Here is a 23,845-nt window from a genome sequence, read left to right as displayed (position 1 = left end):
TGGGTTATAAGTCCGGCTACTCTCCATCAAGCTAATTCTTGAACCGTCTGCGCGGCTAATTCGGCCTCACGCTTGGCGATGGCTTCTTCCAGTTCTGGGGATCTCTTGGCCCATTGCTCGGGTGGCAGTGGTTTGGACCATTCGATGATGTCGGGGTAGAGCAGGTCTGGTGGTGGATTCAATTTCCAGCGCTCAAGCACGTCGATCAATAGCGTATTAAAAATGAAAATCCCACAGAAGCCTTCCCACAAAACGGTAATAAGCCAGCCTCTCAACTTCGCAGCCTTGATAAGGTCGTCCAGGTAGGTCGCCCATATTCCTTTAGATCTATCGAAGCGTGCCGTCTGATCCTCCACAGCGTCCGGCCCAATCTCCATATAGCTGCGCATGCACTCCCACAACGCCATGGCCGTGGTGCCGCCGCCACAGTTAAAACCAAACGAGAAATGTTTGTTGTCTTCTTTGGCCAGCGGGTCTGGGTTTTCGAAGCCGATGATCAACAAGCCCATGGTGGCTTTACCGGCTTGGCTCACCGAGGATTGTTGCGTGGCTGCTGCCGTGACGCTTTCCCAGGGCACCAGCCAATATTCGCCATTCTCTCGCGGCACACATACTTCTCGGCGTTGCCGATTGAAGCGCACGGGCAAGGGGACATCGCGGAACAGGCCCTGGATCACAAACCAGATAGGGATGCCCACGATAATTAATCCTCCCCCCCATATCAGAGGGTCAGGCGTGATGTAATTCAGAAGCGCAAAAAGCATTACCATCGGCCAGATCACCATCACCGCCGAGCCAATACTGTAATTACCAATGTCGAGAAAAACCTCGTTCTTGCGCCAGATGGTGTTAAGCACATCGCAGGGCTTTTCCCCGGTGGGGATGGGCAATGGCGCCAAATAATCGTTGCGCGAAAACAACCGCTTTTTTGTGGTGCCTGCCGGTGGCGTGCTCATGTCTTGTCCTTGAGTTGCAGGTAAATCGACTCGGGTTGCTGATCGCCGAGCGGGTAGCTTGGCACACGATCCAGTTCAGGTGTCGGATCATCCCGCAGGGCAATCACTCCGGCGTTATCGCTCAGGGTAAAGGCCACCCCCCGTGCACCACCGACAAAACGATCGCCGCCCAGCATCGCGATCAATGGCGTGCGATACCGCAACCGAAGGGAAAGCGTGCCCGGCGGTGTACTGAAGACGTTCGAAAGGGGCGTGAAGGCGCCACTCAGGCGCAAGCCCTGACCCTCCTGGAACGGTATCCAGATGCAGGTGCTGGTTTCGAGCCAGTAAGGTGTCAGGTCGCGCCATGGGCGCGGTGTTTTGTAGGCGGAGTAAGGGCTGTTTTTGATCAGGTCACGAGACGCTTGAGTGTCAACCGGATCGCCGGCCATGCTCAGCTCAAGGTAAGCACTGCCAGGTTCGGCGCCCGGCAAGTCGATGGTCAGGGCATTGATGGCGCTCTGGGAAGTCAGCCCGGAAGGACCACTGGAACTGGCCATCACCGAGCGGCTTTCCATGCTGACTCGGGGGGTGTATAGGATGCTATAAAGCAGGTTGAGTTCGTCTTGCTGGGCCTTGGCCGCGATAGGGTCAAGATTGCCCGCTCGCACTTTTGACCAGCAACAGAAGTTGAGGAAGTTTTGCATCGGCGTCTGCTGAAAAAACCAGGTGATCAGGTACAGCACACCCAATATCGCAATGACCCAGTTCAGTGGGCCCATACACAACGAATAACGCATGATGGCGGCTTCGACTTCGATCAGGCCGGCCAGAGCTCTGCCTGTCTGAGATACACCCAGTAGGGCCTGGGCGCCATAAGCGGTGATCTGTCCCGCCACCACGGTCTGGCGCATCGTCAGCCACGGATCAATATGCGTTTGTGCGCTCTCCAGCTGTATTTGCAAAGACCTGTATTCGTTAACGGCCGCACCAAATGACAACCCACCAATCACCCCACCAAACAAGGTGAGGGTTGGAGCCGCAGCTGAACGAATTAGGAATCGCTCCTTCCCCAACCCCTTCCGCACCTGACTATCAATCACCGCCACCAACGCAGCAGCGGCATACAACGAAGCGGAAGCGGTATCGTTCACACGCTGATTGTCCATCCCCTCCACGGCCCCAGCCTGGTTCAAGTAGTTACTCGCGTTGAACGTATTCAGCAGCAACGCCGCGAGTGGTACGACGCCTCCGCTATTGGTAACAGCAGAGGAGTTTATGATGCCTGCCACGCGGCCGTTGCCAATGGCTTTTCCCGTAGTGCTAGCCCATTGGCTTATCCCTTCGGCTTTTTGTCCCAGCAACTTCCAGATCTGTCGGCCACCTTCTATCACGGCTTGTAAGCGCGTGTCGCTGCCCAGGCGAGCGGTGACGAAAACGCCGAACCAGGAACTGCTGAAGGTTTTGTCACCTTTGAGCAACAACAAGGCTGCCGCCAGACGGTTGACCAGGATGCTCCATGGGCTATTGGCATCTCGGGCCATGGTCGCGAGGTCGTCCAGAATCGGGGCGGTCAGTGGCGCAAGTGCCTGATGGGTCGCGGCGATATTCTCGGACGCCAGTGCCGCCATCAGCTCGCCCAGGCGGGTGGTGTCGTTAATGCCCGCATCGATCGAGGGTGTCCAGGCGCGGAACAGTTGCGTCAGTGCGCCGCCATCAGCCGCCCGCACATAGTCGGCGTATTGCTCGGCGCCCTGGGCACGAATGCATTGGGCGGTCAGGCAACCGGTCGCCAGTTCGGTCAACCAGTGCCGAGTGTCCAGATCGTAGTAATCGACAAACCAGGTGCCGTTGCCTGAACGCTTGAGGTACACCTCCCTGTCGGTAAACAGCGTTTGATGACGTTGTTCAATCTGTTGAAAATGCATGGGGGCGGTCGTATCGAGCCAGGAGTTCATCGCTTCCAGATCGATGTATTGGCCCACCTTGGCACTGAGGAACTTATTGTCGAGGTTGGCCTGTTTTTCGGCACGGTATTCACGCACCACGTATTCGGCTTCGTTGTACAAATCTGCCGGAATAAAGGCCCGCACAGGCGCAACGATCGTGGCAATACGCGCATCACGCGCGGTGGCTTCAGCTTTGCCAGGCTGACCACCGTACTGGCGGGCCTTGGTTTCGGCCTTGAGTTCATCATCCAGCTGATGCTGTGCATCGAGCATGACCCGACCCTGATCGGGTGTAAGGGTGATGTCGCGATCCTTATAGCGGTAGCTGAGTGTGCCGGCCAGTTCGGCCCCGTCCTCGGTGATCAGGCTGCGAACAAACCCCCCGATGCTAAGACGCAGGTTGTTATCGCCGACCCACTGTTCATGACGCGCTTCGACCGATTCTTGCTCATGGTTAATATCCCGCAGCACACCCAGATCATCATCCAGCGCAGCAAACACCCCATAAAGCGGTGCCGACTGTTGTTTGGCTGCATCGAGCCAGGCTTGGGTGGGTTCCAGCTCCCAAGGGCTGGCGCTCCAGGTTCCCGGCTCCTCGACCGGCTTGCCAGGCGGTTGTGCGCCGGCCGCATCTTCACGCTCGCGCAAATCCTGTGAGCTGGCGGAGTAGGCCTTGATGTTGTCCTGTGTTGGCGCGGCGTGCATGGCTTTGCCTTGTTCTTTCACGCCTTCACGGTAAGTCGCACCGTTCTTCTGATAATCATGCGCCAAGGCCTGGTCACGCACTTTAGGCATGAGTTCGGCCACCAACTCCAGGGCTTTGGCGAGCGGCGGGCAGTGTTTGGCCGAAAGGCTTTTAGCTATTTCGGTGAGCCCGATCTGGCGCATGCGCTTGCGCCGTTCGCCATTCTTTTTCAGGCGTTCGCAGGCGTCTTCGCTTAATGGCACTTCGCTATAGAGCATCCAGGCATCGGTACTCTTATTCAAAGGTATGCCGGCTTTTTCGCCTGTCGCGATTTCGGCGTGGGGTAGTGTCAACGATTGCTCCACCAGCAGGCCGTCCGCTCCTACACCATAGCGTTTTAGCGGGCCTTCGGCATGCCACAGATAAACGTAACCCGCACGCAAGCGACGCAACGCCATCGGGTGGCTTTGGGTTGGACTGGAAGGCATGAAGTTAGCGTGTTCGGCAGCCTGTTCGGCCATGGCGTAGCGAGTTGGAACGACGAACACTTCCGGTTGACGGGCGGGGCAGGTGGTTGCCGGACTCGACAAGTCTTCGTCGCCGAACTGGCATTGTGCGGCCTGATCGGCGGCGGCCAGGTTGCGATTTTTATCGAGTGGTTGAGCGGTCATGAAAAGGACTCCTTGTCAGTCAACAGGCAGTGTCGATGCAGTTCCACCAACAAGGCATCCAGGCGTTGTGTGGCGTTAAGCGTTGGCTGTTGAATAATCTCGCGGTAAATCTGATGGTCGGGCGCTTGTGGAAACGTCGTGCCGTGTTCGGCTACCAAGGCTGACCAACGCACCACTTCGTTGGGCGCCGAGTATCCGTAACCGGCGGCGCTTTCGCGGCACTGCACCGCCCATTCCTGCTGTTCTTGTGTCGTGCGTTGGTTCAGGCAATCAGGGAAGTAGAGGCGCACGTGCTCCAGCAGTTGCTGGTCGAACATGTCCAGTTTGCCTTGATTGAGCTGTTGCAGCTGCTGCTCATCCAGATACAGCCAGGGACGCTCGGCATATTGCTGAGCGCTTTGTTGATCGTGGTCGCGCACGATCCATTGTTCTTCCTGACCTTCGCGCGCGGGTAGGCGCACGCGGCTAACCGGCCCCATCAGGTGATCTTTTTCGGCTGTGCTCAGGGCTGGCAGCCAGTGACGCATGACGCGTGGGTCGTAGTAACGAAACAGCATTGACGCATCACCGGGCACCCGTGCGTGGATCAGGCTGCGCAGATGCTCCGCCAATAACTGCATGGGTGCATCGCTTTCGATGACGAGGCCGGCATCGTGTTGCCAGTGATCCATGAACGCTTGTTCAAGTGCACTTTGAGTGCGTAAGACGACCAGCGCTGGACCGACATCAAACACCGCTTGATAGGACGTAGCGTGATAGAGCCATTCTGCAATCGGGTTGTCATCCAGACTGTACAAACGGGCCGGCAGGTTTTCGATCTGTGCTCCATCCAGCAGCAGATAACGCGAGATGCCAGTGATCATTTCATCGCTTCCAGTTTTTGGCAGATCTCGCAGACTGGCTGAGCCGTTGTGGCGGCTCGTTGCAGGGTCTGACGCAGGGCAGGAACGAGCAATTCACCCGCCTTGTCGGTGTCCGCCTGCTTCAACGGCCCCGGCAGCAAAGGTGCTGCGCCGGTGCCATTCCCCGGACTACCGCCGGAGTTCATGTTGATCACCGGCCCGCTCAAGGTCACACCACCGGCATCAATCTTGATGAAGCTACCACCGCCGATGAGGGTCAGTTCGCTGCCGGCTTCGAGCACCACTTTCATGCCGCTGCTCAGGTGGATTTCCTGGCCCGCTTCAATGAATTGCCCAGTGCCAACCTTGATATGTTGGTTGACGCCCACGGTGAGGTGGTCGTTGGCGCGGGTTTCGACTTTGCGGTCGGCGTAGACGGTGTGGTGTTCTTCGGCCTTGAATTCGCTGTAGCTGTTTTGCTCGACGGTGTCGTGGCGTTCGTTGCCGACGCGGATTTTCTGGTCGTGCTCGACGTTTTCGTCCCAGTCGCGTTGGGCGTGCAGGAAGATTTGTTCCTGGCCCTTTTTGTCTTCGATGCGCAGTTCGTTGTAACCGCCGCCACCGGGGGAGCTCAGGGTTTTGAAGGTGCTACGGGTTTTGTTCGCCGGCAGGGCATACGGGACGACGTTTTCCTTGTGGTACAGGCAGCCGCTGATCAGCGGTTGGTCGGGGTCGCCTTCGAGGAAGGTGACGAGCACCTCCATGCCGATGCGTGGGATGGCGATGCCGCCGTAGTGGGCGCCGGCCCAGGCGGAGGAGACGCGCAGCCAGCAGCTGGTCTTGTCGTCGGCTTGGCCTTCGCGGTCCCAGTGGAATTGCACTTTGACGCGGCCGTATTGGTCGCAGTGGATCTCTTCACCTTTTGGCCCGGTGACCACGGCGCTTTGGCTGCCGAGGATGCGCGGTTTCTTTTGTGTTAGCGGCGGGCGGTTCGGCACGTCCCACGGGGTGGCCTGGAAACGGTTGCGGTAGCCCTGGTGGAAATCGTTTTTCAGTTTGGTGGTGTCGCTGGTGACTGACTCTTCCAGCACTTGCGGCTGTTTGCCTTCGTGGAGGATTTCGGTCAGCAGCCACAGATCGTTCCATTTGGCTTTCGGGTGTTGGGTCAGGGCCAGGAAGTGGCCGCTGACCAGCAACGGCTGATCGCTTTTGCCTTCGGCGAGCTGGAAGTCACTGCGGTGACGTTCGAGGGCGCGTTTGGCCAGGTGCTTGCCACGTTCGCGGTCGATGAAGCGGCCGGGGTAGTCGTAGTCTTCGAGGTCGGGCAGGGCGTCGCCACGGTTTTCGCTTTCCAGCGTCAAGTGTGGTTTTTCGAAGTCGTAATCGCGGCGGGTGGTGCGGCTGGTGCGGGTTTCCAGGCGCAGGTCGAAGCGCTTGATCACCGGGTCGTTGGCGACCATGCCGGAGTCTTGCTGGTAGGCCACGGGCGCGAGTTTCGGGAACACCGTCTGGTCATCGCCGAACACCAGTTTGTGGGCGGTGGCGCTGTGCTGAAAGTGGTAGTGGATACCTTCTTCCTCGCACAGGCGCTGGATGAACTGCAGGTCCGATTCATCGTACTGAACGCAGTAGATGCGCTCCGGATAAATCGCCCCGACTTTGAATTCATAGGCGTTGCTTTGGATGCCGTGCTCTTCGAGGACGCTGCCGATGATTTTCGGCACGGTGAGGTTCTGGAAGATGCGTTGGTTGATGCGGTGCGCCAGGTAAGACAGTTGCGGGCGCAGGGTCACCGCGTACCGGGTCAGGCGTTTGCCGGAATCACCTTGGGCGGCGCGGTAGATCTGGCCATGGATGCCGCTGCCGTCAGGCGAGAGCTGCAAGAAGGCCGGTTTGTGCAGCAGGGTCTCGAGGTCCAGGGACGGCTGTTCACTGACCAGCTCCACCTCAAACACAAAAGGCTGGCTGATGGCTTCCCGACCTTGCAGGGAGAAAACCTGGAAGTCGCTGGAAAGACCTTCGATGGTCAGGGCAAAGTGAGTCTGATTGGCCGGCGCGAACATCCCTTGTTCCTCGTGCAGTGCAGCGGCGCTCGCCGGCACCCGTGCAGGGAGCTTGCGGACGCGAAAATTCTGGAAGGGCGAAAACAACATCGACCAGCAGAGCTGGCCGATGCTTGAGACGGTCGGCCTGAGTTAGGCGACCGGCTGACGCCAGTCATCGGAACCCGAAGTACCGGATACTTCGTGGGTCCAGGTGATTTTGCGGTAGGTGAATTGCACTTCTTCCAGGTGAGTGAAGTGCGAGTTCGACGGATCCTGGCAGTTGTGCATTTTGTTGTTGATGGCGACGATGATCGCGTCTTCCAGTTTGGTGGTGTAGTAGTGCTCTTGGGTACCTTGAGCCGAGGTGCGGTACCACTGGATAACGATTTCGCTCATGCGCTCGCCGGAGGTCAGAGCCGCCTGCAGCAGTGGCGAAGCCTTGTCGTACACCTTGGTGATCACAACTGGCTTGTGGACGCGCTGACCGGTTGGTTGGCCGGACTGCGGGTCACGCGGGATGATCACGTCGTGGCTGAAAGCCTGAACCATGACTTGGTCTTCGTGACCTTCCTGATAGGTGTTGCCAACCGAGTCGGCGGTAAATGCGCCGGCAGTGATCAGACCTTGTTTCTCGCCAGTGACGGACATGTACGCTGGTGTAGCCATGGATGTGCTCCTTGCTAAAAGTTAGGGTGCCCGGGAGGCGGTATCGCCCGGTGGGTGCCTGACTGTTATCAAGGTCCGTGCCAGAAACGATTAAGCCTATATAAATCAGATGGTTGAGAGAATTTTCAGAGCTCGCGGAGAATGTTCGGCGGCGATCGCCTGTGAATGTGCGCAAGAAGTTGCGCAGTACTGCGCAACTTCTTGCGCACTTGGCTGGGGCGCCTGACAGGCCGGGCGATCAGCGATCCGGGAAGGGCTTTCGCAGCGTTGAGTGCGCAACTTCTTGCGCATCAAGGCGGTTAGCCATCATTCGGTGACCCATCGTCTGATTTGCCGAGAACCGGTAGCAGAACCGCTAGGGTGACAGGTGCAACGAATGCTTCAGCCTGGAGGTCAAACTCAGCGCCGAGATGAATGAACATCTGCGAACTCAAGGAGAACGACATGAAAATCCTGATGGTTCTAACGTCACACGATCAATTGGGTAACACGGGTAAGAAAACCGGCTTCTGGCTGGAAGAATTCGCCGCACCGTACTTTGCCTTTAAAGACGCGGGCGCTCAGTTGACCCTGGCCTCACCCAAGGGTGGTCAACCACCGCTGGACCCAAAAAGCGACGAGCCGGACGCGCAAACCGCGGCCACCGAGCGCTTTCGCAAAGACTCCGCCGCCCAGTCCGCATTGGCGTCTACCGCTCTGCTGAGCAGCGCGAGGGCTGAAGATTACGACGCGATTTTCTACCCGGGCGGCCATGGCCCGCTGTGGGATTTGGCCGAAGACAAAATTTCGATCGCTCTGATCGAGGCGTTTTACCAGGCGGGCAAACCGGTCGCGGCCGTCTGCCACGCCCCGGGTGTGTTGCGTCACGTCAAGGGCGCGGACGGCCAGCCGCTGGTCAAAGGCAAGCGCGTGACGGGCTTCACCAATTCCGAGGAAGAGGCGGTGCAACTGACGAAGGTTGTGCCGTTTTTGGTGGAGGACATGCTTAAGGAGAAGGGGGGTGTCTATTCCAAAGGTGCTGACTGGGCGAGTTATGTGCTCACCGATGGTTTGCTGATTACCGGTCAGAATCCGGCGTCGTCCGAGGCTGCCGCTGAGGCGTTGTTGGCGAAGCTGAAATAGGATCAAAAGATCGCAGCCTGCGGCAGCTCCTACAGGAGTTCGCGTTCCCATGTAGGAGCTGCCGCAGGCTGCGATCTTTTCAACGTGTCATCGCGTAATAGCGGCGAAACATTCCTCGATCGAGCGCCGCTGCGTCTCGGCATACAACGCCAACTCATCAATCGTCGATCGTCCCAGCGCCTTCTCGAACACCTGCCGGTTCGACTGCACGCCATAGTGGGTTTGTGCTGCATCCCCCAGGTTCGACTGAAAAATCCCCGCAGCGCTAACCGGCAGGAAATCTTCGTACACCAACGGTTCAACCCGCAAATACCCGCCGCTGAGCAGATCCTCCAGCGACCACGATTTCAGCTCATCGGCTCCCAAGCCTTTTTCCGTGACGAAGTAGCGAAAGTACGCCAGTTCCTGTTGGCGCATGCCCTCAACGGTGTCAGGGAATTCTGCAAAGTGCTGCGCCATCAGCGCGTTGTAACGTGCGGCATTGGCCTCATTGGGGAAGTCTTTCAATTCATCACGGGCAGCGTTGAGCAAACGGTCGTAAAGCGCCCGGCCTTTGGGGGTGAGCGCGGCGCCGCGTTGCTCTATCTCGCCGAAACGGGCGCTGTGGCTGCCACGATTCTCGGCTTGATCGGTGAATGAGACAGGCTCGTCCAGGGCCTTGAAACTGGTCTGGCGCAGCAGGATCGGGCACTGACGGCGGGGCGGGCCTTCGATCACCGCTTTGGGGGTGATGCCGTGGGCAGGCATTTGCGCCTGGACGATGTCGATGTCCAGGGTGCGCGGCGTCAGGTGGTTGATATGCGGGCCGGTGAACGCCACCACGTCGGCGATCAGGCGATGCTGGGCGCTGAGTTTGCGGTACTGCTCGGCGGTCACGGTGGCGGTGTGGTGCCAGCGGAACGTTTCCAGCGCCTGCTCGACGAAGTCCTGGGCCTCCTGTTCGGTGAGGCCGCCCTGGGTTTCGGCGCGTTCGATGAGCATCAGCGCAGTGGGCGTGAAGATCGAACGCTTATCCAGCACCGATTGGGCGAACGCTCGCAGTTCCAGGTCTTCGATCAGTTCCAGGCGCAGCAGGGAGGTGAATACCCGGAACGGGCTGACCTGCAACGCCGCTTCATGCACCGCGCGAAAAGCCGTGGAGTGCACCGGTACGCCGGCCGGAGTCAGGTCGTAATAACCCACCGGCTGCATGCCCATCACTGCAAACAGCCGGGCGAGGGTGGCCAGTTCATCGGCGGTGCCGACACGGATCGCGCCATGCCGCTCCAGGTCCAGGCGCTGGATTTCACCGGTGCTGTTCAACTGTCGGGCGATCTGTGGATCGCTGTCCAGCACGTGACGGTTGGTCTGTTCCACCAGTTCCATCAGCGCGCCGTACAGCGGCACTTCTTCGCGGTACATGTCGGACATCGCTTTGGAAAAGCGTTGGCGGATCAGGTCAGGGCTGACGAAGTTCGGGTGACTCATGAAAGAATTCCTGATGCGGTGACGTAAAGGATGCGAGAAAAGATCGCAGCCTTGCGCGGCGCCGACAAACGAAGAATCTTACGGACTTCATTCTGCAAAGGACTGCTGGTTGTAGCAGCTTGTAGCAGCTGCCGAGCCTGCGAGGCTGCGTTCGGCTGCGCAGCAGTCGCAAACCCTGTATGCACGTTCCTTCTGACACACCGCAGTGGCTGATTTCACGACTGCTGCGCAGCCGAACGCAGCCTCGCAGGCTCGGCAGCTGCTACAGGGTCGCGGTGTTTGGCTGCTACACAGGAAGTTCCGAGCGCAGCGATGCCAAAAATTCCCGATACAACCGCGCCGTGTTCGTCGGTTGTTCCACCATCGGCATATGGCCGGTGTGGTCCCAGACTTCCACTCGCAGATCGGCGATGCCTTTGCTCCAGATCGCCACGCTGCTGACATCGATCAAGCGGTCCTTGTGTCCCCACAGCAACAGCGCCTGGCACTTGATGTCGGGCAGTTTCGGCTCCATCGGCGGGCTGGCGCGCAAGTCCCTGAAGATTTCTTCCAGCTCCTCGCATTGCTGTTCATAGCGTTGCGCGATGGCGTCCAGCACCACTTTGGGTACCCACGGCGGTTCGGCCATGGTCATGGCGTAGAAGCGCTGGAATTCTTCCCGTGAATGAATCAGGAACGGGTTGTGGCCCTTGGCCAAATGCCGCTCCAGGTCGCTGGCTTCGGGGGCGGTGACACCTGCCGGGTCGATCAGGGCCACCGAAACAATACGATCCGGGTACGTGGCCGCGAGCCACGCTGCCATGTAGCCGCCCATCGAGTTGCCGATCACATGGACTTTCTCGACGCCGCAGACATCGAGCAACTGGATCATCCGCTTGGCCTGCAAGGGAATGTCATAGCCGCCGCCCGCCTTGAAGCCGGTTTCGCCATGGCCGGCGATGTCGGGGATGATCACCCGATAGTTGCCAACAAAGTGCCGGGCAAAGCGCAGCCAGATATTTTTGTCGGCGCTGAAGCCGTGGAGCATCAGCACGCTGCTGGACGCTTCGTACGGCCCGCCTTGCCAGGTCGAGACGGTCATTTCGGCGATCGGCACGACAATTTTGTGCAGTCCATACAGCTTGGCCTCTATCGACATGTTCAAGTCATAGAGCCAATGACCGATGGCCGGGTAACTCAACCAGCTCCAGGCCACGAAAACTGCGAGTGCGACAACCAACAAAAGCATCAGGCATCTTCCTTCTACGTGATCAGGACAGAATGTGATCGGCGGGTTTCAGCGCCCTGGTCAACCGGTGATAGCTGAAACTGAACCCCGGAAACATCGCAATCACATGACCGCTCTTGCTTTGATACCAACTGTGGCAGCCCCCGGACTTCCATACCGTGCGTTCCATCTCCCGGTGGATCATTTCAGTGTAGGTACGTTCTGCTTCGGGGCGTACTTCGATGCTGCGCAAACCGTGTTCTTTTAACGTGCGGATGCAATCGAGAATGTAGTTCATCTGAGACTCGATGATGAACAGCGCCGAGGTGTGGCCAATGCCCGTGTTGGGGCCGGTGACGATAAACAGGTTGGGGAAGTCCGGCAGGCTGGTGCCGAGGTAGGCCCGCGGATACTGGGCCCAGAAATCTTTGAGTTGTGTGCCGTTTTTGCCGGTGACCGGGTAGGAAATCACCCCGTCGGTGGCGTCGTAACCGGTGGACCAGACGATCAGGTCCAGGTCGATGTGTTGGCCGTCCTCGGTGACGATGCCGGTTTCATCGATGGCGGCGATGCCTTGCTCGCGGCTGTGCAGGCTCACGTTACTGCGACCCAGCGCCGGGTACAGGGTGCTTGAGATGATCACCCGTTTGCAGCCGATGACGTAGTCGGGCGTCAGTTTCCGCCTTAGTTCCGGATCTGGCACTTGCCGTTTGAGGAAGCGCAGGGCGTGTTGCTGGACCAAGCGGATCGCTGGTTTCGAATACTTGAAGGCAATCACTCGGGTTTCGAACAGCCAGTAGATCATCCAGCGCAACAGTTTGTAGGCCGGTTTGAGCCCCAGCAACCAACGCTGGAAAGGTCCAAAGGCGCGGTCGCCCCGAGGCAATACCCAGTGGGGTGTGCGCTGGAACACATGCAGATGCTCGACGTCCGGGGCAATCGTCGGAATCACCTGGGCCGCGCTGGCGCCGCTGCCAACGATGGCCACGCGTTTTCGCCGGTAATCGTAGGTGTGATCCCAGTTGTTGGTGTGAAAGGTCTTACCCTGAAACCGCTCCTGGCCCTCGAAGTGTGGAATCACGGGCTGGCTCAACGGCCCGGTGGCGTTGATCAGGAACTGCGCATGGAACATGCCTTTGCTGGCGGTATGCACCGTCCAGCGTTTACCGTCGTCGTCCCACTCGATGCGCTCGACATTGGCCTGCAGTTCCACCTTGTCTCGCAGGCCGAAGTGCTCCACCACGTACTGGGTGTAGTGATGCAGTTCGGCCTGCTCGGCGAACATTTGCGTCCAGCGATAGGGCGCGAAGGACAGCGAGTAGAGCGGCGAGGGCACGTCGACCGCGGCACCGGGGTAGGTGTTTTGGCACCAGGTGCCGCCGAAAAAGTCACGTCGTTCCAGCAGGCGAAAATCGCTGATGCCTGCCTTGAGCAAATTGATCGCCGCGCACTGGCCGCCAAATCCGCTGCCGATGATCAACACTTGAAAGGTTTGCATGGGCCTCCTTTTTTATCGTTATTGATCGAACCCTCCTTTCATGTATAGCCAAACATTGGGCACTCGCCTCATGCCTATGCCTTGGTATTCAGACCGCCAGCCGGTGATGGCTATTTGCCGTTGCCCTGATAGACTCTCACCACACTTGAAACCCTTGTGTTTTCAAGTTCCGTTCAGTGGCGCAGAGGCCTCTATGGAAAAAACGGGAGGAAAAGGACTTTCACTGGCCAGGAGGCTCTATACATCGCGAATCCTGGGTTTGGCTTTGGGGTTGTTGCTCGTGAGCGCGGCGATGTATCCACTCAACCCTGCACCGTGGGTGTGGGTGGCGATGCTGCTCAACGGCGTACTCTGGCCGCACCTGGCTTATCAATGGGCACGCCGCGCGCAAGTGCCTTATCACGCCGAACACCGCAACCTGCTGGTGGACGCCTTTCTCGGCGGCTTCTGGGTCGCAGCCATGCACTTCAATCCGCTGCCCGGCGCGACGACCCTGGCCATGATGGCGATGAACAATGTGGCCATTGGCGGTTTACGTTTCCTGTTGGCGGGAACCGTGGCGCAGATTCTCGGGATGGGTGTCGGACTGCTGATTTTCTCCCCCGCCTTCATCCCGCAAACCAGCCAACTGCAGATGTATGCCTGTTTGCCCTTGATGTGTTTGTATCCGCTGGCATTGGGCTGGATCTGCTTCCGCCAGGCCTACACCCTCGGCCGACAAAAGCGTGAATTGCTGGCCCTGAGCCGCACCGACAGCCTCACCGGCCTGCTGAACCACGGCGCCTGGAAGGATCAACTGGAGATCGAATTCCAGCGTTGCAAACGGCAGCAGCAGGGCGGGGCGATTGCGCTGATCGACATCGATCATTTCAAAACCATCAACGACACTTACGGCCACGTTGCCGGGGACATCGTCCTGCGCCAGTTGAGCAAAATGCTCAAGCAGAACCTGCGCGCGGCGGATGTTGCCGGGCGCTACGGTGGCGACGAGTTCTGCGTGATCCTCCCGGACCTTCCGCTTACGAGTGCCGCGGCCGCGATGGATGCCCTGCGTGATCGTTTCGCCACTTTGGGTTATGAGCAGAGCCCGGCGCTGACAGTCAGCCTGAGCATCGGCCTGGCCGCCTTCAACCCGGCCCACACCGACGCAACCCGGTGGCTCAACGACGCCGACCAGGCGCTCTACGAAGCCAAAGCCACCGGTCGCAACCGCGTCATCTGTTGCGGCGATGGCGAACCGCATCACGAATTACTCGATTCGGTGTGAAACCTGATCGTTCCCACGCTCCTGCGTGGGAATGCAGCCATGGACGCTCCGCGTCCGCTCTTCGCGTTGCAAGTGTCGCATTCGGTCTAGAGCCTTGCGCCGTAGTCAGGTAGGGTGTTTTTCACCCCCCGACACGAAACAAGGATCGATTCATGACGTTCAAACTCCCTCGCTCCCTGCTGGCCACCAGCCTTGGCCTGACCCTCGCCCTTGGCGCTTTCGCTCCCGCCGTTTTCGCCGAACCACACAAACAAGTCCTCGCCGATTCCGAACAGTACAAGGGCGAAGCCCTGAAGTTACTGGAACGTTTGGTGAACATCGACTCCGGTTCCGGCTATGAACCGGGCCTGACGAAAGTCAGCGACATCGCCATCGACGAACTGAAAAAACTCGGCGCGACCATCGAGCTTGTGCCCAATACCCCGGACAAAAGCAGCCATGTGATCGCGACCCTGAAAGGCACCGGCAAGGCAAAAATCCTGCTGATGGCGCACATGGATACTGTCTTCAAGGAAGGTTCGGCCGCCGAGCGTCCGTTCCACATCAAGGACGGCCGCGCCTATGGACCGGGCGTGATGGATGACAAGGGCGGCATTGTTGCCGGGATCTACGCGTTGAAAGTCCTGAAAAATCTCGACTTCAAGGACTACGCGCAAATCACCTTCCTGCTCGACGCCAGCGAAGAAACCGGCTCGGACATCGCCACCGACCTGATCAAGAAAACCGCCAAGGCCCACGACGTCACTCTCAATCTCGAACCGGGCCGCCCGGCGGATGGCCTGGTGGTGTGGCGCAAAGGCAGTGCCACCGCCGTGGTCGAGGTCAAGGGCAAGGCGGCTCATGCCGGTGTCGCGCCAGAGCTGGGACGCAACGCCGCCATGGAAGCGGCGCACCAGATTTTGCAGCTCGGCAAACTGGGCGACGCGGAGAAGAAAACCACCATCAACTTCACCGTACTCAAGGCCGGCGACCGCACCAACGTCATTCCGGATCAAGCCACCGCCAAGGCAGACGTGCGGGCGGCGGTGCCGGAGGAGTTTGACCGGATCGAGAAGGATCTGGCGCGGGTATCGAAAGACAAGCTGATTGCTGACACCGAAGTCACCACCACACTTCAGCGCGGATTGCCGCCGATGCCGCAAACGCCGGAATCGGATCGGTTGATGGCCATGGCTCAGGGGATTTATGGGGAGATTGGCCGTAAGTTGACGGAAGAGGGAAGTGGTGGGGCGGCGGATGCCAGCCTGTCAGCGGGCGTGGGTACACCGACGCTGGATGGGTTCGGGATTGTGGGCGGCAATATTCATACGCCGGAGGAATACGCGGAGGTTGAGAGCGTGGCGCCGCGGATTTATCTGTTGTCGCGGATGATTATGGAGTTGGCTAAGGCTCATTGAATTGAGTGCGGTTTTGAGGGGGGTGGTGGGTCAGTTGGATCGACCCCTCACCCTAACCCTCTCCCCAGGGGGTAGAGGGGACTGACCGAGTTGTTTTGGCTATTTACTGCGACCTGAGAGATTGAGTCGAACTTGGATTCGGCCAACAGCAAATCCCTTAAAAATCGCATTCAACTCGGTCGTTCACGTCGCCGGATTCCTCAAGAAACCCACGGTCAGTCCCCTCTACCCTCTGGGGAGAGGGTTAGGGTGAGGGGTGTTTCTCAAGCCGGATACCGCCGTCAAAACCACCCCACAACGCTCCGCGACGATCTTGGCCGGTCGAACACGTGGGAACTCGTTAATAAGGAGCTACCAATATGTTCGGCTCATCTGCTGATGCGCGAAGGCTGGATGTGGTTCAGGCGCGGACGTTGCAGGGGGAGGAGGGATTCAAAACCGCGATTTAGCGGTGTTTGAACTGACGCCATCGCGAGCAAGCTCGCTCCCACAGGGGATTTTTTGTGGATGCATGATTTGTGTACACCTGCAATCACCTGTGGGAGCGAGCTTGCTCGCGATGGCGTCGGACCGGTTCACACCGTCAAACGCACTGAACGGTTATTCCTTCACGCTCATAAACTCTTCCGCCCAACGGATGTATTCCTCAGGCTGCGTATAGGTATGAGTCAGCTCGGTAGCGCTCAAGTCCGACGCCTGGGTAAAGATCTGCCGTTGTTCCCGCAGGCTGTCGTAAGTCGCCTTGATCGCCGCGAAATAGGCGCCGTGACCATCAATCGTGACCCGCACGCCCAGTTCGGCCAGGCGTTTGTCGTCGCGCAGCAACGGGTTGCCGTAGGTGACCAGCATCAGCGGTACGCTCAGGTGCTCGGAGATTTGTTCGAGGTGGTCGAAGTCCCGCACGCCCACCATGCAAATCCCATCCGCACCGGCCTGCTGGTAATGACAGGTACGGCTGATGACTTCCTGCACCGGCAGGATCCCCGCGTTGGTGCGGGCGATGATCGCCATTTCCGAATCGACCCGGGCTTCCAGTGCCGCACGAATCTTGCCGACGCCTTCCGCCACCCCGATCAGGTCGGTGGATTTGCGGCCGAACTGGGCGGGCAGCAGCGTGTCTTCGATGGTCAGGGCGGCCACACCGGCACGTTCGAGTTCGACGATGGTGCGCATGACGTTGAGCGCGTTGCCGTAGCCGTGGTCGGCGTCGGCGATGACCGGCAATTGGGCAACACGGCCAATGCGAGTGGCCTGTTCGGCAAACTCGCTGAGGGTGATCAAGGCAAAGTCGGGGGCGCCCAGTACCTGCAACGATGCGACCGAACCGCCCAGGATCCCCACTTCAAAACCCAGGTCAGCGGCAATGCGGGCCGACATCGGGTCGAAGACCGACGCCGTGTGATAGCAGGCGTTGGAGGCGAACAGCTCGCGAAAGTTACGGCGCAAATCTTGATGAGAAAGCCTGGACATATGAGTTCCACCACTGCAATGGGAATGGAAGGGCTTGAGCAAAAGTGTCAACGCCGAAGGAACAAAAGGCTATCACGCGAGCGGGGGAAGGATGATGACGATTTTGCACTGGGAAGATGGCGCCTTTCCTGTGGCGAGGGAGCTTGCTCCCGTTCGACTACGCAGTAGTCGTAAAATCAACGAACGCGAACTGTCTGAAGAAAAGTGGTATCGGCTTGGGGGGCCGCTTCGCAGCCCAGCGGGAGCAAGCTCCCTCGCCACAATGGCGGGTAGATCAGGCCGCCACCAACTGCTGTTGTTGATTGAGCAGCGGCACGGCGCGTACCGAGTTGCCGGGTTGCAGTTGCAGGCGTTTGGCGGTGAGGCGGTCGACGATCAGGCTGTTGCCCACCTGTCTGGCCTGGGCGGCGGTGATGCGGCAGTTTTCCAGGCGACGGTTATGGATCAGCCACACCGGGGCCTGCTCGTCGGGCGTGCCGATGGCCAGCAGCAGCGGTTGGCTGTCGCGCACGGCACGAATATTCGAGACCGGGGCTTCGATCACCGGGCCGGCGTCGAAGATGTCGATGTAACCCTTATGGGCAAACCCTTCGGCGGTGAGGATTTTCAGCGCCGGTTCCGTGTTCGGGTGCGCCTTGCCGATCACGGCCTGGGCCTGTTCGGTGAGCAGGCAGGTGTAGAGCGGTTGGCGTGGCATCAGTTCAGCGATGAACGACTTGCTGCCCAGCCCCGACAAGTGATCGGCGTGGCTGAAATCCATCTTGAAGAAGTGCCGGCCCAGGCTGTCCCAAAACGGTGAACAGCCATGTTCGTCGGCGCTGCCACGCAGTTCGGCGATGAGTTTGTCACCGAACAGGTGCGGAAACTCGGCCACAAACAACAAACGCCCCAACGACAGCAATCGACCGTTACTGCCCTGGCGTTGATCGGGTCGCAGAAACAGTGAGCAAATCTCCGATTGGCCGGTCATTTCATTGTTAAGGAACAACGTCGGGATCTGCCGTTGAATACCCAGGTCCGGTGATGAACTGACCGTGAGCCCGACCCGGTAGTTGTACCAGGGCTCGCGCAGCCCCACGGCGCCCACCAGGGCACTGACGCCCACCAGTTGCTGATCGTCGTCTTCGAGTACGAAGAGGTAATCGGCATCGGCGCGTTCGACCTGTTCGGCGAAGGTTCGTTGGGCCCAGCGCACCCGGTGACTCAGGCGTTCCTCGTTGGCCGGCAGGGTGGTGAAGCCGGGGCCAGCCTGGTGCACCAGATTGAGCAAGGCGGGCAGGTCGGTGACGTGAACCGGGCGGACAATCATGATGCAACTCCTTCTGCACGCCCGCTCGGGCGCTGTCGTTGGGCGCGAGGCCGGGTGATGCTCACAGGGCGATCAGCCGGATCGGGCTGCCTTCGGTCACGTTCAGGGCGGCGCACATCTCGGCGCTCAACTTCACAGGTTGTCCGGCCTGGTAATCCAGATCGGCGACGATGGCGCGATAGTCCTTCAGCGAATCGTTGCACACCAGATAACTGCCAAGGGCATCAATGGCCGCACCCGGTTTCGCCGTGCCGGTCTGGCTCTGGGCGATGGAGCGGATGCCGGGAGTGCGCGCATACAACGTCGGACCGCCGTCGAACAGGTCGATGTAGCTGTTGGTTTCGAAGCCTTCGCGCTCGAGGATATCGAAAGCCTCCTGGCCATCGGGGTGGATGCGGCCGATGCAGTCCTGCGCCGCCTTGGGTAGCATCGGTACGTAGATCGGGTATTGCGGCATCAGTTCAGCGAGGAAGGTTCGGCTTTCCAGGCCGCAAAGCCGCTCGGCCTCGGCGTAGGGCAGGTCGAAGAAATGCTTGCCCACCGCATCCCAGAACGGCGATTGCCCTTCATCGCTGCTGAAGCCGACGATCTCGGTGATGACGGCTTCGGAAAATCGTTGCGAGTGGGTGGCGATGAACAAAAGCCGCGCCCGGGACAGCAGTTCAGAGAACCGTGTTCGCACCAGCGCTGCGTCAATATGAAAACCTCGCAGCAAGGTATGGCCACTGAGGTCGTGACACAACGACAGCGCGGGCACGCCGTGCTCGATGTTCAGCTCCCGCGAGGCGCTGGTGAAGTGCCGGTTGCGCAGACTGTAAAACGGCTCGCTGAAACCGGCGGTGGCAAGGATCTCCGAGCAGCCCACCAAACGCTCTCGGGTCAGATCTTCCAGCACGAAGAAGTAGTTCTCCGGGCCATGACCCTCGACGTCTTTTTCGAATGAGGCGCAGGAGTCGAGAATCTTCTCGCGCAGGCATTCGGTGTCGTCCGGCAAAGACGTGACGCCTACCAGACTGTCGCGCGCCAGTTGCTGCAACTGGGGCAGGTCGGTTAACTCGACTGGGCGTAAGACCAGCATGGATGCACTCCTGTATCAAAGGGCTCGGCGGTTGGCACCGAACCTGACTATCACTGTCGGTTTCCACGCGTTCAATCGGCGGTCGCCTGAATTTTTGTCAGACGCCGCTCTTTTTCTTGTCAGACGTTGCTTGGGTCGGGCAGTACCGCACGGGTGCCCAGTTTGTTGAGTACAAACAGGTAGACCAGGCCCAGGGCAATCCAGATCAGGCCGAGTTTCTGTGCATCGACGCCCATGTTGTACATGATCGCCGCGACGATGATGAAGCCAATCACCGGGCAGATCAGGTGACGGATCACCTGTCCGGATTTTTGCCGACGCCAGTAATAGTTGATGACCGTCAGGTGCAGCAACATGAAACCGCTCAGTGCGCCGAAATTCACCAGTGAGGTGAGGGTGTCCACCGAGTTGATGAACAGGTAGCAGATCACCAGCGACAGCACGGCCACCAGATAAATGCTCACGTACGGTGTGTTGTGTTTGGGATGAACCTTGGCCAGTACCTTTGGCAGCTTGCCGTCTCGGGCCATGCCGAACAGCAGACGAGACACCGCTGCTTGAGAGGTGATTGCCACCGCAACGCCCCAGGCCAGCGCTGTCGCCACGGCGGTCAGGGTTGCCAGCCAGCTGCCGGCCGCGAGTTCAGCGATTTCATAAAAAGCCGTGTCAGCCGATTTGAACCCCATGCCGGCCGCCAGATCTGTCGCAATCCAGGTCTGCACGACGAAGATCACGCCCATGACCACCAGCGTGATCAGCGCGGCCTTGCCGACGCTGCGGCCCGGGTCACCCTTGATCTCTTCGGCGAGGGTGGAAATCGCATCGAAACCGAGGAAAGACAGCACCGCAATCGACACCGCTTGCATCAGCAGGGCGAAGTTGAATGTCTCGGGGTTGTACAACGGCGCCAGGGTCAGCTGACCGTTACCGCCGCCGCTGTGGAGCGCGTTCCAGGCGTAGAACAGGAAGATCCCCAGCACCACCAGTTGCGCCAGCAGAAAGATGATGTTCATCCGCGCGGTGAAGGTGATGCCCCGCAAGTTGACGAAGGTCGCGCTGACCAGGAAGGCCAGGATGAAACCGACCTTCGGAATGTCCGGGTACAAATGATTCAGGGCCATGGCCGCGTACACATACAGCAGCGGCGGAATCAGCAGGTAATCGAGGAGCATCAACCAACCGGCGATAAACCCTACGTGCTGGTTCAGGCCGCGTTGCGCGTAGGAATAAACCGAACCGGCAATCGGAAAGGCCCGAGCCATGCTGCCGTAACTCAGGGCAGTGAAGAGCATCGCCACCATGCCGATGATGTAGGCCAGCGGTACCAGCCCCGGTGCCTCTGCGTTGACGTAGCCATAAACACCAAACGGTGCGATGGGGATCATGAAGATCATCCCGTACACCACCAGGTCGGTCAGCGACAGGCTGCGTTTCAACTCTTGCTTGTAGCCGAATTCTTCTATTTCCATGAAGCCGTTCTCCTTGATATGAACGCAGCTACAAGCTGCGAGTTTGAAGCGATTCCTTTACAACAACGGCGCCAGGTATTCGGTAAAGCGATTGATGTCTTCAGGCGTACGCAGCAGGTCGTTGCGCACCTCGATCAACACCGATTCCAGCCCTCGTGCATCGCCGTGGACCGGCACGGTCATGTCGCCCAGCGGGTTGATTTTGTACGGCTCATTACCGGCAACCTTCAATGGATGCTGACTCAAGCCATCGATCAAGCGCTGGGCATATTCCTTGGCCTTTCTATACAACACGCCAACTTCAAGCACGCGGGGCTGGCCGTGATAGACCGGCGTGAAGCTGTGAATCCCCACCACCCGCACCGGTCGTCCTTGAGCGACACGTTCGTCGATCAAGTCTGTCAGACGCGAGTGAAACGGCTCGAACAAAGATTGCCGACGGTACTCGCGGGTGGCTTCGTCCAGATCCCGATTTCCTGGTACCTGATAAATTTCGCTCTGCGCCGGAATGCTGTCCGGGGCTTGGCGCGGTCGGTTGAGGTCGACCAACAGCCGCGAATAATTGGCCGCCAACAGGGTTGCGCCCAATGCTCGGGACAAACCCTCGGCCAGCGCCAGGGCGCCGATGTCCCAGGCGATGTGCTCGCGGGCCGCTTCGTGACTCAGGCCCAGGTCATTTAACCCGGCCGGCATAAAACGGCTGGCGTGCTCGCACACCAGAATCAACGGGTGGCCGGAGTCTTCCCGGCTCAGGGTGTACGCGGGCTCGGTGTATAGACCGAGCTCAGCAGATTCAGTACAGGCGCGCATAGTGTTCACAGCGTTCGGCGGACGACAGCTGTTCCGTCAGCGTCAGTTCCTCGGTTTTAAGGGCGAAGTAGGTGTCCAGCAACGCGCTCGGCAGGGCTTCAATCAGTGCCTCGCTGTTGCGCAGGCAGTCCAGGGCCTGGGCAAGGGACGCGGGCAGGGCGACGATGCCGCGCGCCTGGCGTTGCTCTTCGTTCAGGGAGTCGGGGACTTCATCGGTGATTGCGTTCAAGGCCAGGCGTTGCTCGATGCCCAGCCGACCGGCAATCAGCACCGCGGCCATGGCCAGGTGTGGTGAGGACGTGGCGTCCATGGCACGAAATTCCAGGTTGTATTGCGATGCCACCGATTTGCCGCCCAGGCTTGTCGTCGGACAGATTCGCAGCGCCGCTTCGCGGTTGCGTTGCCCGAGGCACGCATAGGACGCGCTCCAGTGATGAGGCTGCAAACGCTCGTAGGACACCGGCGTCGGCGCGGTAAACGCACAGAGTGCGGGCAGGTGATGCAGGATGCCGGCGGCCCAGTGCTGGCCGAGGGTCGACAAGCCATTGGTGGTGCCGGCGTCGTACATCACCGGTTGGCCGGCCAGGTCCAGCAGGCTGACGTGCAGGTGCACGCCGTTGCACACCGCGTGCTCCGAGGTCTTGGGCGCGAAGCTCAACGCCAGGCCCATTTGCCGGGCGATCTCGCGGGTGATTTCACGCACGTTCACCGCGCGGTCGGCAGCGGCCACCCCAAGGGTAGGGCGACAGGTGATTTCGTATTGATGCTTACCGTACTCGGGCAGGAACATTTCCGGCTCGACGCCACCGGCACGTAGGGCGCTGAGCAGCCAACCGCCAAACTCGGCACCCTGACGCTGGGCTTGCAGCGAAAACGCCAGGTGTTCAACGTCGCCGGTGTTCAAGTTGAATTCATGCTCGAACGCCGCATTGACCTGCATGCCCAACTCGGCGCGATAACGCTCTACCTCATTGCGCAACACCGTACGCGGGCAGGCACCCCACGGGCGGCCATCGGTTTCGCGGATATCACTGTGAATAAAATCCAGCGCCGGCGCGTTAGCATCCGGTCCGTTACTGACCGTCACTCGGCTGGCCGGATCGGGCATCAGCCGCAAATCTCCATAAGCGCCCCACGGGTTGGCGTAGGCGATGATGTCTTGCGGGGTCAGCGCACTGTTGGCCGGCACCCAGCCACAACCGGTCCTTTGATAGTGCTCGAGTTCGTCCGTGGGAAAGGAGCGCCCGCGCGTCACGCCGATCAGGTCAGTGGTGACGAGGGTGGTCATGGGCAGTGGCAACAGGCGCTCGCTCATGGCTGCATCTCCTGCAACCGGCCGAGCACAGTCTGGGTGTCGGTGATCCAGCAGTAACCCTTGATTGCATTCAGGCAGGCCTGATGCCGCTCGGGGGTGTAAGTCGCGCAGGCATCTTCCACCAGCGTCACCAGATAACCGCGGTCGGCGGCGTCACGCACGGCCATGTCCACGCACTGGTCGGTGACGATGCCGGCGATGATCAGGTGCCGCGTCCCGAGGTTGCGCAGCACGTAGTCGATGTTGGTGGAGTTGAAGACCCCGGACGAGGTCTTGGGCAGCACGATTTCGTTTTCTGCCGGGGTCAGGTCGTCGATGATCCGCGCTTGCGGGCTGCCCTTGGGCAAGTGCATGTCCGAGAGTTTGTGGTCCAGCGAGCGGTCGCGGCCATCGGCGGTGAGGCTTTCGATGATCGTGTGCAGCACGTTTTGCCGGGCGCTGCGAAAGGCGCTGAGCAACCGGCGTTGATTGGGCACCACCTGCATGTGGGTGCGGGTCAGGAAGTACTCGGCGTCCGGTCCGTTGAGGTGCGGGTCGAACTGCGGCTCAAGCCAGGCGCGTTGCATATCTACCAGCAACAGCGCGGTGTGATCGGTGACGAATGGCAAATCCCGAGGCGAGCGGTGGGGGAGCGTAAACATCC

General features: G+C 59.5%; 18 protein-coding genes. 3 read left to right on the top strand and 15 right to left on the bottom strand.

Annotation, left to right across the window (positions count from 1 at the left end; translation table 11 throughout):
• Positions 1-26: 26 nt before the first annotated feature.
• The 5 genes from ACA079_RS20605 to ACA079_RS20585 all read right to left on the bottom strand — a co-directional run bounded on the left by ACA079_RS20605 (position 27) and on the right by ACA079_RS20585 (position 7,793).
• The gene (locus ACA079_RS20605) at positions 27-956 is read right to left on the bottom strand and encodes a hypothetical protein (RefSeq protein WP_497700731.1); all 930 of its coding nucleotides are present in this window, start codon (positions 954-956) and stop codon (positions 27-29) included.
• On the bottom strand, positions 953-4,240 hold the full coding sequence (locus ACA079_RS20600) for a toxin VasX (protein WP_497700730.1): 3,288 nt from the start codon (positions 4,238-4,240) through the stop codon (positions 953-955). Before ACA079_RS20600 ends, ACA079_RS20605 begins: the two co-directional genes overlap by 4 nt.
• Complete coding sequence (locus tag ACA079_RS20595) at positions 4,237-5,103, bottom strand: DUF4123 domain-containing protein (RefSeq protein ID WP_497700729.1); 867 nt, start codon at positions 5,101-5,103, stop codon at positions 4,237-4,239. The genes ACA079_RS20600 and ACA079_RS20595 overlap by 4 nt, the downstream gene beginning before the upstream one ends.
• Positions 5,100-7,145 carry a type VI secretion system Vgr family protein gene (locus tag ACA079_RS20590; RefSeq protein ID WP_497700728.1) on the bottom strand — a complete coding sequence of 682 codons (2,046 nt, stop codon included), beginning with the start codon at positions 7,143-7,145 and terminating at the stop codon, positions 5,100-5,102. Before ACA079_RS20590 ends, ACA079_RS20595 begins: the two co-directional genes overlap by 4 nt.
• 132 nt (positions 7,146-7,277) lie before the next feature.
• A complete protein-coding gene (locus tag ACA079_RS20585; protein WP_054051032.1) occupies positions 7,278-7,793 on the bottom strand; it encodes an Hcp family type VI secretion system effector in 516 nt (171 codons plus the stop codon).
• A gap of 444 nt (positions 7,794-8,237) precedes the next feature.
• Between ACA079_RS20585 and ACA079_RS20580 the strand changes: the two genes are divergently transcribed.
• Positions 8,238-8,915 (top strand): type 1 glutamine amidotransferase domain-containing protein, encoded by a 678-nt coding sequence (locus tag ACA079_RS20580; protein ID WP_497700727.1) that lies wholly within the window; start codon positions 8,238-8,240, stop codon positions 8,913-8,915.
• An 87-nt stretch (positions 8,916-9,002) separates the two neighbouring features.
• Here the strand turns inward: ACA079_RS20580 and hglS are convergent, their stop codons facing one another.
• From hglS to ACA079_RS20565, 3 genes are all read right to left on the bottom strand, one after another.
• Entirely contained in the window at positions 9,003-10,382 is a 1,380-nt protein-coding gene (gene hglS, locus ACA079_RS20575) for a 2-oxoadipate dioxygenase/decarboxylase HglS (RefSeq protein ID WP_497700726.1), read from the bottom strand.
• A 286-nt stretch (positions 10,383-10,668) separates the two neighbouring features.
• Positions 10,669-11,610, bottom strand: coding sequence for an alpha/beta fold hydrolase (locus ACA079_RS20570; protein WP_497700725.1), 942 nt, complete (start codon positions 11,608-11,610; stop codon positions 10,669-10,671).
• A gap of 22 nt (positions 11,611-11,632) precedes the next feature.
• Positions 11,633-13,087 (bottom strand): flavin-containing monooxygenase, encoded by a 1,455-nt coding sequence (locus ACA079_RS20565; RefSeq protein WP_497700724.1) that lies wholly within the window; start codon positions 13,085-13,087, stop codon positions 11,633-11,635.
• Between the two features lie 193 nt (positions 13,088-13,280).
• Between ACA079_RS20565 and ACA079_RS20560 the strand changes: the two genes are divergently transcribed.
• A complete protein-coding gene (locus tag ACA079_RS20560) occupies positions 13,281-14,354 on the top strand; it encodes a diguanylate cyclase (RefSeq protein ID WP_497700723.1) in 1,074 nt (357 codons plus the stop codon).
• Between the two features lie 152 nt (positions 14,355-14,506).
• Positions 14,507-15,751 carry a M20/M25/M40 family metallo-hydrolase gene (locus ACA079_RS20555; RefSeq protein WP_497700722.1) on the top strand — a complete coding sequence of 415 codons (1,245 nt, stop codon included), beginning with the start codon at positions 14,507-14,509 and terminating at the stop codon, positions 15,749-15,751.
• 600 nt (positions 15,752-16,351) lie between these two features.
• On the opposite strand, the gene ACA079_RS20550 is transcribed toward ACA079_RS20555, so the two are convergent.
• From ACA079_RS20550 to ACA079_RS20520, 7 genes are all read right to left on the bottom strand, one after another.
• Complete coding sequence (locus tag ACA079_RS20550) at positions 16,352-17,221, bottom strand: isocitrate lyase/PEP mutase family protein (RefSeq protein ID WP_046055400.1); 870 nt, start codon at positions 17,219-17,221, stop codon at positions 16,352-16,354.
• A gap of 274 nt (positions 17,222-17,495) precedes the next feature.
• Positions 17,496-18,530: an arginine N-succinyltransferase gene (gene astA / locus ACA079_RS20545; RefSeq protein ID WP_497700721.1), complete on the bottom strand. Its 1,035-nt coding sequence runs from the start codon at positions 18,528-18,530 to the stop codon at positions 17,496-17,498.
• A 61-nt stretch (positions 18,531-18,591) separates the two neighbouring features.
• Positions 18,592-19,608 carry an arginine N-succinyltransferase gene (locus ACA079_RS20540; protein WP_497700720.1) on the bottom strand — a complete coding sequence of 339 codons (1,017 nt, stop codon included), beginning with the start codon at positions 19,606-19,608 and terminating at the stop codon, positions 18,592-18,594.
• Between the two features lie 119 nt (positions 19,609-19,727).
• A complete protein-coding gene (locus ACA079_RS20535; protein ID WP_497700719.1) occupies positions 19,728-21,077 on the bottom strand; it encodes an APC family permease in 1,350 nt (449 codons plus the stop codon).
• A 57-nt stretch (positions 21,078-21,134) separates the two neighbouring features.
• On the bottom strand, positions 21,135-21,887 hold the full coding sequence (locus ACA079_RS20530; RefSeq protein WP_497700718.1) for an N-formylglutamate amidohydrolase: 753 nt from the start codon (positions 21,885-21,887) through the stop codon (positions 21,135-21,137).
• Positions 21,871-23,202: a glutamine synthetase family protein gene (locus tag ACA079_RS20525; protein WP_497700717.1), complete on the bottom strand. Its 1,332-nt coding sequence runs from the start codon at positions 23,200-23,202 to the stop codon at positions 21,871-21,873. The genes ACA079_RS20530 and ACA079_RS20525 overlap by 17 nt, the downstream gene beginning before the upstream one ends.
• Positions 23,199-23,843: a cysteine hydrolase family protein gene (locus ACA079_RS20520; RefSeq protein WP_497700716.1), complete on the bottom strand. Its 645-nt coding sequence runs from the start codon at positions 23,841-23,843 to the stop codon at positions 23,199-23,201. The genes ACA079_RS20525 and ACA079_RS20520 overlap by 4 nt, the downstream gene beginning before the upstream one ends.
• Positions 23,844-23,845 lie beyond the last annotated feature (2 nt).

It is taken from the genome of Pseudomonas sp. LBUM1645 (genome assembly GCF_059716185.1).
Note: the sequence above shows the minus strand (reverse complement) of the source record. Positions and strands in the feature narration are given on the sequence as shown.